Source organism: Streptomyces recifensis (assembly GCF_002154615.1).
GTDB classification, from domain to species: domain Bacteria; phylum Actinomycetota; class Actinomycetes; order Streptomycetales; family Streptomycetaceae; genus Streptomyces; species Streptomyces griseoluteus.
The window spans coordinates 1-9505 of record NZ_MUNH01000142.1 but is presented as its reverse complement, the minus strand read 5'-3'; the positions used below and the strand labels follow the sequence as shown (position 1 = coordinate 9505).

The following is a 9505-nucleotide window of genomic DNA, read 5'->3' as shown; positions in this document are numbered from 1 at the left end:
TCGTGCATTGCGGGCGGCGGGAGCACCCCGAACACGGCCTGATCCATGTGCTCGGCTACCAGAACACCGCCGTGAACCTGGCGCAGGGGCCGAACGCCATGGTGCTGCACGTGCCTGCCGCGGGGCGCCTCACGGAGCGGCACTTCCTCTCCGCCGGGCGCAGCGGGGACGTGCTGCAACGGATGGTCGACGCGGTCGAGTCCGCCGCTGTCCGGGACGACGGGATCGCGTGGATGGGTGCGGAGGCGGAGGCCGTTCAGGTCTTCGAGCACGACGTGTACACGGTCCTGCTCGCGGACGACCCGACCGCCGTGCCGGCCGCGCTGGGACGGGTGCCCGCACATCGTCGGCCCCGGCTCGAACCGGAGCTGCTGCGGTTCTACGCCGAGCACTTTCCCGGGCACACCTTCGTCGTGTGCTGCTTCGACAACGCCGACGCGCAGCGCGCCAGCCCGCTGTTGCTCTGGTACGCGCCTGTCGATCCGGACCGGCTGACCGTCCCCGCTCTGGACTGTCACAACGGCGGGGCGCCGGATCTGGACGCGGACGTGCCGGTGGATCACTGGGTGCTGTTCTCCAGTGATCAGGCGCCCGACGGGTGGGGGGTGCCGGTCGAGTACCCGGCGAGCATGCGGCACCGGCTGCGGACGTTTCTGCCCGGTGCCGTGATGGGCCGGCGGTACGGGGACGGGATGGCGTTGCCGAACGGGGACTTCTCCATCGGGCACCGGGACCTGCTCGACGGCGACCTCGATCGCGTCGAGCGGGTGCGGCCGGGGTCGCGCTAGCGGGTCTCGCGTACCTTGCGTACCGCCTTGCGGGCCGCTACCAGGACCGGGTCCCAGACGGGGGAGAAGGGCGGGGCGTAGCCGAGGTCCAGGGCGGTCATCTGTTCCACCGTCATGGCGGCGGTCAGGGCCACCGCCGCGATGTCGACGCGTTTGCCGGCGCCCTCGCCGCCGATGATCTGGACGCCGAGGAGGCGGCCGGTGTTGCGTTCGGCGATCATCTTGACGGTCATGGGGGAGGCGTCGGGGTAGTAGCCGGCGCGGCTGGTCGACTCGATGACGACCGCCTCGTACTGGAGGCCGGCCCGGCGGGCGTCGCGTTCGCGCAGGCCGGTGCGGGCGATCTCCAGCTCGCAGACCTTGCTGACGGCGGTGCCGACGACACCGGGGAAGGTGGCGTAACCGCCGCCCACGTTGGTGCCGATGACCTGCCCGTGCTTGTTGGCGTGGGTGCCGAGCGGGATGTACTGCTCCTGCCCGGAGACCAGGTTCAGCACCTCCACGCAGTCACCGCCCGCCCAGATGTCCTCGTGTCCGCGCACCCGCATGGCGAGGTCGGTGAGGAGTCCGCCGTGCGCGCCCAGCGGGAGCCCCGCCTGGCGGGCGAGGTCGGTCACGGGCTCCACGCCGATGCCCAGGACGACCACGTCGGCCGGGTACTCCGCGTCCTTGGTGACCACCGCGCGCACCCGGCCGTCCTGGCCGGTGCGCAGGCCGGTCACCTCGGTGTCGTCGACCATGGTGATGCCCATGCCCGCCATGGCCCGCCGCACCAGCCGGCCCATGTCGGGATCGAGCGTCGCCATCGGCTCCGCGCCCCGGTTGACCACGGTCACCTCGAAGCCCCGGCGGAGCAGCGCCTCGGCCATCTCGACGCCGATGTAACCCGCGCCCACGACGACCGCGCGCCGGCCCCCGGTACGGGTCAGCGTGTCGATCAGCGCCTGCCCGTCCTCCAGGGTCTGCACCCCGTGCACCCCGGCCGCGTCCGCCCCCGGCATGTCCGGGCGGATCGGCCGCGCCCCGGTGGCGATGACCAGCTTGTCGTACGAGGTCCAGTACTCGTTGCCGGTCTCCAGGTCGTGCGCCCGCACCCGGCGCCCCGACACGTCGATCTCCGTCACCTCCGTGCGCAGCCGGAGGTCGATGTGCCGCTCCCAGTGCTCCTCCGGAGTACGCGCGACGAGCTGGTCGCGGTCCTCGACGGCGCCGCCGACCCAGTAGGGGATGCCGCACGCCGAGTACGAGGTGAAGCGGGTGCGCTCGAACGCCACGATCTCCAGCTCGTCCGGTTTCCGCAGCCGACGGGCCTGCGACGCCGCGGCCATTCCCGCGGCGTCGCCGCCGATCACGACCAGCCGCTGAGGCCCTTCACGCATGTCCATGGGAACACGCTACGGGGCGAGCGGTACTGACGCACCGTCACTTGTGCTCGCCGGAGACCGGCGCGCCGTCCTCCGACACCGGACGCGCCTGCGGCAGCGAGCCAGGAACGGACGCCGGCGCCGGACGGCGGGGGAGCCGGGGGCGGACCACCCGGCGCCACAGGAACACCAGCAGCGCGAGCAGCGCCGCGAACGGCAGCACCGCGCCCACCACCAGGGCGATCCAGCGCAGCATCGTCAGGAACGCGTGCCAGCCGCCCGAGAGCGCGTCCAGGAAGCCGGGTGTGTCGTCCCCGGCACTCGGGTGCGCGCCCCTCGCGGCCAGCGACAGGGTGATGGTCGCCAGGCCCGTACGGTCCTTCAGCGACGCCTGCTGGGCCAGCAGCGCCTCCAGATCGGCCTCCCGGCTGCTCAGCTCGCCCTCCAGCGCGACCACGTCGGTCAGCTTGTCCGCCCGGTCCATCAGCTCCCGGACCCGCGCGACGCTGGCTCGCTGGGACTTGATCCGGCTGTCCACGTCCACCACCTGATCGGTGACGTCCTGCGCCCGCGCGGTGCGCCGCAGCAGCTTGCCGGTGCCCTGGAGCGAGCCGAGCACCTCCTCGTACCGCTCGGAGGGCACGCGCAGGACGACACGGGTGCGCTCGCTGCCGTCGTCGTCCCGCTCGGTGCTCTCCTCGCCGACGTAGCCGCCCGCGTCCTCGGTGACCCGGCGCGCCTTGTCCAGGGCGCCGGGCACGTCCCGCACCTCGACCTCCAGGGAGGCGGTGCGGATGACGCTCGGCGCGAGCCGGGGCGAGCGGCGGGCGGACTTGCCGTCCTCGGCCGCGCCCCGGCCCGCGCCGGGAGCGGCGGTCGGGGCGTCGGCGTAGGAGGACTTGGCGTCGCCGTCCGACTGGCTGCACCCGGCGAGCGCGAGTGAGGCGGTGAGCAGGACCCCGGCCAGAACCCGGACCTGTGTACGCATGTCTGTTACCCCCCGATGAGACGCGGCGCTGTCCCCCCTTAGACGGTCCGGCCTGCGGGAACGGTCGCGCTTTCCGGTCCCGATGCGGTCACGGTCCGGTGACGTACCGGGCACCGGGACGCCCCGCGCGGTCTGAGAGAGTGGGGGCATGAGCGCAGCGAGCAAGGGCCATGTCGTCGTCATCGGAGCCGGTGTCGCCGGACTGGCCGCCGCCCACCGGGCGCTCGCGCACGGCGCGCGGGTGACGGTGCTGGAGGCCACCGGCCGGGTCGGCGGCAAACTGCTGCCCGGCGACATCGCGGGCCTGAGGGTCGACCTCGGCGCCGAGTCGATGCTCGCCCGCCGCCCCGAGGCAGTGGGCCTCGCCCGCGAGGTGGGCCTCGGCGACCGCCTCCGGCCCCCGTCCACCGCGACGGCCTCGATCTGGACCCGGAACGCGCTGCGCCCCATGCCCAAGGGCCATGTCATGGGCGTACCCGGCACCGCCGCCGCCCTGTCCGGCCTGCTCTCCGCCGAGGGCCTGGCCCGGATCGAGCGGGACGCCGAACTGCCGCCCACCGAGGTCGGTGACGACGTGGCCGTGGGCGAGTACGTGGCCGCCCGGATGGGCCGTGAGGTCGTCGACCGGCTGGTGGAACCCCTGCTGGGCGGGGTGTACGCGGGCGACGCCTACCGTCTCTCCCTGCGCTCGGCCGTCCCCCAGCTGCACCAGGCCGCCCGCACCCACGACACCCTCACCGCCGCCGTCCGGTCCCTCCAGGCCAAGGCCGCCGAGGCGGGGCAGACCGGTCCGGTCTTCCTCGGCATCGAGGGCGGCGTCGGCACCCTCCCGCTCGCCGTCGCCGACTCGGTACGGGCGCGCGGCGGAGAGATCCTCACCCGCACTCCGGTGAGCGGGCTGCGCCGGGACGGCACCGGCTGGCGCGTCACGGCCGGGGACCGCACGCTGCACGCGGACGCGGTCGTGGTCGCCGTACCCGCCCCCGCCGCCTCGGCGCTGCTGCGCGCCGAGGTCCCGGCGGCCGCCGCCGAGCTGGCCGCCGTGGAGTACGCCTCCATGGCGCTGATCACCCTCGCCTACCGCCGCGCCGAAGCGGCCCTGCCCGAGGGCAGTGGGTTCCTGGTGCCGCCGGTGGACGGCCGCACGATCAAGGCCGCGACCTTCGCCTCCCAGAAGTGGGGCTGGGTCGGCGCCGAGGACCCGGACCTCCTGGTGGTGCGCACCTCGGTCGGCCGCCACCACGAGACCGAGATCCTCGAGCGCGACGACGCCGAACTCGTCGGGGTCGCCCGGCACGACCTGCGCGCCGCGACCGGACTGGACGCCGAGCCCGTCGCCACGCGCGTCACCCGCTGGACCGACGGCCTGCCGCAGTACCCGGTCGGCCACCACGCGCGCGTGGCCCGCGTCCGCGAGCACATCGCCAAGCTGCCCGGCCTCGCGGTGTGCGGCGCGCAGTACGACGGCGTGGGCATCCCCGCCTGCGTCGCCAGTGCCTACGCGGCCGTCGACCAGCTCGGCGGCGACCTCGCCGGTGTGCGCGAGCTGACGGCCAACCCGGTGCAGAGCCTGCACGGCGGAGCGGGAGAATAGGGGGCATGAGTGACGACGCCCCCACCACCGAGCCGGCCCGCATCCCGAACAAGGGCAAGCTGGCCAAGGACCTCAACGAGGTCATCCGCTACACCCTGTGGTCCGTCTTCAAGCTGAAGGACGTGCTGCCGGAAGACCGCGCGGGCTACGCCGACGAGGTCCAGGAGCTGTTCGACCAGCTCGCCGCGAAGGACGTCACGGTCCGCGGCACCTACGACGTCTCCGGCCTCCGCGCCGACGCCGACCTGATGATCTGGTGGCACGCCGAGACCGCCGACCAGCTCCAGGAGGCGTACAACCTCTTCCGCCGCACCAGGCTGGGCCGCGCGCTCGAGCCCGTGTGGTCGAACATGGCACTGCACCGCCCGGCCGAGTTCAACCGCTCGCACATCCCGGCGTTCCTCGCCGACGAGACGCCCCGCAACTACGTGAGCGTCTACCCCTTCGTTCGCTCGTACGAGTGGTACCTGCTGCCCGACGAGGACCGCCGCCGCATGCTCGCCGACCACGGCAAGATGGCCCGCGGCTACCCCGACGTGCGCGCCAACACGGTCGCCTCCTTCTCGCTGGGCGACTACGAGTGGCTGCTCGCCTTCGAGGCCGACGAGCTGTACCGCATCGTCGACCTCATGCGTCACCTGCGCGCCTCCGAGGCCCGGATGCACGTCCGCGAAGAGGTGCCGTTCTACACCGGCCGCCGCAAGTCCGTGGCGGAACTGGTGGCGGGGCTCGCTTAGGGCCTCTCGTTTGGATCTTGCCGGGCTCGCGGGGTCTGGTGCCGCGCCTCGCGGCGTTGTCGTCGGTTGCCATGGCTCCGCCATGTCGCCCTCCTCCGCCTTGCGATGCACGGCACCAGACCCCGCTCCCTGATCCGGCCTGATCCAAACGAAAGACCCTAGGCGCCGTTGCCCTTGAGCGCGTCCCGGTCCGGGATGCCGCGCCCGGCCGGCTCGGTGGGGCGCGGCTCCGGGCGCGGGGCGCAGGCGGCGCGGCGGCCCGGCAGACGGCCTTCGAGCAGGTAGGCGTCCAGGTGGGCGTTGACACACCGGTTGGGGCCGCCGCCGATGCCGTGCGTGCCCGCGTCCCGCTCGGTGACCAGCGTGGACCCGGCCAGCCGCCGGTTCAGCTCCAGCGCCCCGTCGTACGGGGTGGCCGCGTCCCGCTCGGCCGCGAGGATCAGCACCGGCGGAGTCTCGCCGCGGCCGGTGCGCACGTCGAGCGGGACCTGACGGCGCGCGGGCCAGTACGCGCACGGCAGGTTCGTCCAGGCGTTGTCCCAGGTCTCGAAGGGGGCGGTGCGGGCGAGGCGGGTGTTGTCGCGGTCCCAGACCCGGAAGTCGGCGGGCCAGGGCGCGTCGTTGCACTCGACGGCCGTGTACACCGCACTGCCGTTCTCCGCCTCGGCGGCCGTCTCCGGGCCGGGCGCGCCCAGCCGGACCAGCGGTTCGGCGTCGCCCTTCAGATAGGCGGCGAGGGCGGCGGCCCGGCTCGGCCAGTAGTCGTCGTAGTACCCGGCCATCAGGAACGTGTTCTGCAGCTGCCCCGGACCGACCTTGCCGTCCGCCGGGTGCGCGCGGAGCCGGTCGCTCGCGGTGTCGTAGGAGCGCTGGACGGCGGCCGGGGTCCCCCCGAGCCCGTACACGTCGTCGTGGCGGGCCACCCAGGCGCGGAAGTCGGCCCAGCGGTCCTCGAACGCGGCCGACTGGTCCAGGTTCTCGCGGTACCAGACCTTCGCCGGGTCCGGGTCCACCGCCGAGTCCAGCACCATCCGCCGTACGTGACCGGGGAAGAGGGTGGCGTACAGGGCGCCCACGTAGGTGCCGTACGAGGCGCCCATGAAGGTCAGCCGGGACTCGCCGAGCGCGGCCCGCAGGACGTCCAGATCACGGGCGTTGTTGAGCGAGTTGTAGAACTCCAGCCCGCTGCCCGACCGTTCGGCGCAGCCGCGCGCGTACGCCTTCGCGCGCGCGACCCGCTCCCGCTTGTACGCGTCGCTGGGGTGGACCGGGGCGAGCGAGGGCGCCTTGAAGAACTCCTCCGGCTTCTCGCAGGACAGCGGGGCCGAGGGCGCGACCCCGCGCGGGGCGTATCCGACCAGGTCGTAGGCGGAGGCGATGCGCCGCCATTCGGGGATCACGCCGATCATCGGGAAGTTCAGGCCGGAGGCGCCGGGGCCGCCGGGGTTGTAGACGAGGGCGCCCTGCCGTGGCACCTTGCGCTTGCTGTTGGCCGGGTCGCGCTGGGTGGCCGGCATCCGGCTGACGGTCAGCTCGATCTGCCGGCCGCCGGGGCGGGCGTAGTCCAGCGGGACGCGCAGGGTGGCGCAGCGCATCCCGGCCGGGGACTCGCCGGGGCAGGCGCCGAAGTCGAGAGCGGCCGCGCGGGCCCGGGCGGCGGCGACGGCGGTGCCGCGCAGCCCGGCCGCGTCCGCCGCGGCGGGGGTGCCGTCGGCCGGGGTCACGGCGAGCCCGGTCAGCAGCAAGGAACCCGCGGCCGAGTACAGGGCGGCAGCTCTCATCGGACATCCCTTCGGTGCGCGGCGGCGATGGCACGGCTGCCATCGCCCGGCGGCGACAGAAGGGATGTTTCGGAAGGGGACTCGGGAAAGGCAAGCACCGGCACGCGGGTGTCGGTGTCAGTGCTCCCTGTGCGCCCCCGGCGCATCGCGGTGGGTGAACGCGGCCCGCAGTTCGGGCTCGTTCAGCGCGCGCACGCCCCGCATCGCGAGCCGCATGAGGAAGGAGCCCTCGTCACCGTCCCCGGCCGGACGCCGGGCCACCTCGCCGAGGAGGCGCTGCCCGGCCGGGGAGGCCCAGCGCGGGTACGGGTGCACCTCGACGCGGGCGATGGCCAGGCAGCTCAGGGTGAGGACCAGGGGCAGCGCGAACCACATCGCCATCTGGAAGCGCGGCAGGTTCACCGGGGTCGGCATGAGGAGCGCGGTCGTGCCCAGCGCGAGCACCGCCACGGCGGCGGCCCGCACCTGGCGCACCCCGGCGGCCACGGTCGTCCCGGTGTCGAAGGGGACCGCCAGCCCGGCCGCGATCAGCCGGTCGGCGAGCCGCTGAACGGCCTCCGTACCGGCGGCGGCCGCCCGCACCGGAGCGATCCGTGACTGTCCCTGCGGGCCGATCGCGCCAATGACGGAACGTTCCATCTCGTCCCGCCCGCGCGGGTCCACCACGGTGGCCCAGCCGGTGTGCGCGAGCAGCAGCCGGCGCTGACGGGCCATCCGGACCATGGCGAGGTCGGCGACGCGGGAGGGGCCACCGGACAGGAACGCCGTCTCGTACAGCGTCAGGTCACGGTCGTGGCCGTCGGCCCGCGCCGCGCGGTCCGCGGCGGTCGCGCGGAGGGCGGCAAGGCACAGCCGGGTGCAGGCGATGGCGGCGAAGGCCCAGGCCGGAAGCAGGAGAAGGACCCAGAACATGAGGTTTTTCTATGGCAACGGCCCCTGAAAAACCATGGCTTGTTCACTATCCGGACAGAGTGTTGCCGGTATGTGACGTTCCGTTTTTCCCGCAGGCCGGGGAGGGTGGTCAGCGCCGCCCCGACAGCACGCGTCTGGCCAGCCGGGTGGCCGGACCGGGCGTACGGGGTGCCGGGCCCGCCCGATCGAGCCACCACTCCCGCAGCCTCCTGCGCGCCCGCGCGTCCGCCGGGTAGCCCGTCGTGAGGAGCTGGGCGGCGAACTCCAGCGCGTCCTGCCGGTATCCGCCGCGCATCGGCCGGGTGCGCGCGTAGCCGAGGAACGCCTCCCGGTACCCGGTGCCGAGGATCACCGGCAGCTCGGGCGCCACCTTGGCGACCACGTCCGCCCGCTTCGCCGCGAGCGACCGCGCCTGTACGCCCATCCGCTTCCGGTCGAACCCCTCGGGCAACGGCGTGCGCGCCACCAGCGCCGACAGCACGGCAGTCTGCGCGACGGCCACCCGCTGCCGGGCCTCGGCGGAGGCGGCCGACGGGACGGGGGGAGCTTCGTCGGCCATGGCCCGCACGGCCCCGCCGCCCTTGCGCACCGCCTCGCCGATGTCGGCCAACTCCCGCTCCAGATCGGAAGGTTCGGGGAAGTTCTCGTCCCGTTCCAGCAGGACGCCGGGTGGCGCGACGCGGGACGCCAGGTCGGTCAGGATGTCCAGCACCGGAGGCGGCACGGGGTGCGCGTGGCTGTCGTGCCACACGCCGTCCCGCTCGAAGCCGCCCGCGACGTGCACATAGGCCAGCGCCTCCAGCGGGAGCCGGTCCAGCGCCCCGCCGGGGTCCTCGCCCCGGTTGACGTGGTTGGTGTGCAGATTGGCCACGTCGATCAGCAGCCGTACGCCGGTCCGCTCGACCAGCTCGGCCAGGAACTCGCCCTCGCTCATCTCCTCGCCCGGCCAGGAGAACAGGGCGGCGATGTTCTCCAGCGCCAGCGGCACCGGCAGCGCCTCCTGTGCGATCGCCACGTTCTCGCACAGCACGTCGAGGGCGTCCCGCGTGCGCGGTACGGGCAGCAGGTGGCCCGCTTCCAGCGGCGCGGAGGCGGTGAGCGGGCCGCCCGCGCGGACGAACGCGATGTGCTCGGTGACCAGCGGCGCCCCCAGCGCCTCGGCCCGCTCGGCCAGCGCCCGCAGCCGCCCCTCGTCCGGCCGCTCGGCCCCGCCGAGCCCGAGGGAGACGCCGTGCGGGATCACGGTCACCCCGCGCTCCCGCAACCGCACCAGCGGTTCCGGCAGATGACCGGGGCAGACGTTCTCCGCGACGACCTCCACCCAGTCGATCCCCGCCATCC

8 protein-coding genes are annotated in these 9505 nt (G+C 74.1%); 3 read left to right on the top strand and 5 right to left on the bottom strand.

Translation table 11 applies throughout. From position 1 onward, the window contains the following. Nucleotides 1-2 precede the first annotated feature (2 nt). Nucleotides 3-788 carry a hypothetical protein gene (locus CCN33_RS09265; protein WP_244173735.1) on the top strand — a complete coding sequence of 262 codons (786 nt, stop codon included), beginning with the start codon at nucleotides 3-5 and terminating at the stop codon, nucleotides 786-788. Here CCN33_RS09265 and CCN33_RS09260 read toward each other — a convergent pair. Continuing rightward, a complete protein-coding gene (locus CCN33_RS09260) occupies nucleotides 785-2167 on the bottom strand; it encodes an FAD-dependent oxidoreductase (RefSeq protein WP_400906075.1) in 1383 nt (460 codons plus the stop codon). The two genes, CCN33_RS09265 and CCN33_RS09260, sit on opposite strands and share 4 nt — an antisense overlap. Before the next feature lie 43 nt (nucleotides 2168-2210). Then, nucleotides 2211-3140, bottom strand: a complete 930-nt coding sequence (locus CCN33_RS09255) for a DUF4349 domain-containing protein (RefSeq protein ID WP_086693066.1) — start codon at nucleotides 3138-3140, stop codon at nucleotides 2211-2213. A gap of 148 nt (nucleotides 3141-3288) precedes the next feature. Between CCN33_RS09255 and hemG the strand changes: the two genes are divergently transcribed. After that, a complete protein-coding gene (gene hemG / locus CCN33_RS09250; RefSeq protein ID WP_086693064.1) occupies nucleotides 3289-4734 on the top strand; it encodes a protoporphyrinogen oxidase in 1446 nt (481 codons plus the stop codon). Nucleotides 4735-4739: 5 nt separating this feature from the next. Further along, the gene (hemQ, locus tag CCN33_RS09245) at nucleotides 4740-5471 is read left to right on the top strand and encodes a hydrogen peroxide-dependent heme synthase (protein WP_086693062.1); all 732 of its coding nucleotides are present in this window, start codon (nucleotides 4740-4742) and stop codon (nucleotides 5469-5471) included. A 158-nt stretch (nucleotides 5472-5629) separates the two neighbouring features. On the opposite strand, the gene CCN33_RS09240 is transcribed toward hemQ, so the two are convergent. The 3 genes from CCN33_RS09240 to CCN33_RS09230 form a co-directional block, all read right to left on the bottom strand. Then, nucleotides 5630-7252 (bottom strand): alpha/beta hydrolase, encoded by a 1623-nt coding sequence (locus CCN33_RS09240; RefSeq protein ID WP_086693060.1) that lies wholly within the window; start codon nucleotides 7250-7252, stop codon nucleotides 5630-5632. A gap of 117 nt (nucleotides 7253-7369) precedes the next feature. Then, nucleotides 7370-8164 (bottom strand): TIGR04222 domain-containing membrane protein, encoded by a 795-nt coding sequence (locus CCN33_RS09235; RefSeq protein WP_086693058.1) that lies wholly within the window; start codon nucleotides 8162-8164, stop codon nucleotides 7370-7372. A gap of 109 nt (nucleotides 8165-8273) precedes the next feature. After that, nucleotides 8274-9503, bottom strand: a complete 1230-nt coding sequence (locus CCN33_RS09230) for an MbnB/TglH/ChrH family RiPP precursor modification enzyme (RefSeq protein ID WP_086693056.1) — start codon at nucleotides 9501-9503, stop codon at nucleotides 8274-8276. Nucleotides 9504-9505: the final 2 nt, after the last annotated feature.

What these genes read in the sequence shown, in the direction of transcription:
- CCN33_RS09240 (WP_086693060.1), bottom strand. Translation starts at nt 7,252, where the DNA reads ATGAGAGCTGCCGCCCTGTACTCGGCCGCGGGTTCCTTGCTGCTGACC.
- CCN33_RS09235 (WP_086693058.1), bottom strand. Translation starts at nt 8,164, where the DNA reads ATGTTCTGGGTCCTTCTCCTGCTTCCGGCCTGGGCCTTCGCCGCCATC.
- CCN33_RS09230 (WP_086693056.1), bottom strand. Translation starts at nt 9,503, where the DNA reads ATGGCGGGGATCGACTGGGTGGAGGTCGTCGCGGAGAACGTCTGCCCC.
- hemQ (WP_086693062.1), top strand. Translation starts at nt 4,740, where the DNA reads ATGAGTGACGACGCCCCCACCACCGAGCCGGCCCGCATCCCGAACAAG.
- CCN33_RS09260 (WP_400906075.1), bottom strand. Translation starts at nt 2,167, where the DNA reads ATGCGTGAAGGGCCTCAGCGGCTGGTCGTGATCGGCGGCGACGCCGCG.
- hemG (WP_086693064.1), top strand. Translation starts at nt 3,289, where the DNA reads ATGAGCGCAGCGAGCAAGGGCCATGTCGTCGTCATCGGAGCCGGTGTC.
- CCN33_RS09255 (WP_086693066.1), bottom strand. Translation starts at nt 3,140, where the DNA reads ATGCGTACACAGGTCCGGGTTCTGGCCGGGGTCCTGCTCACCGCCTCA.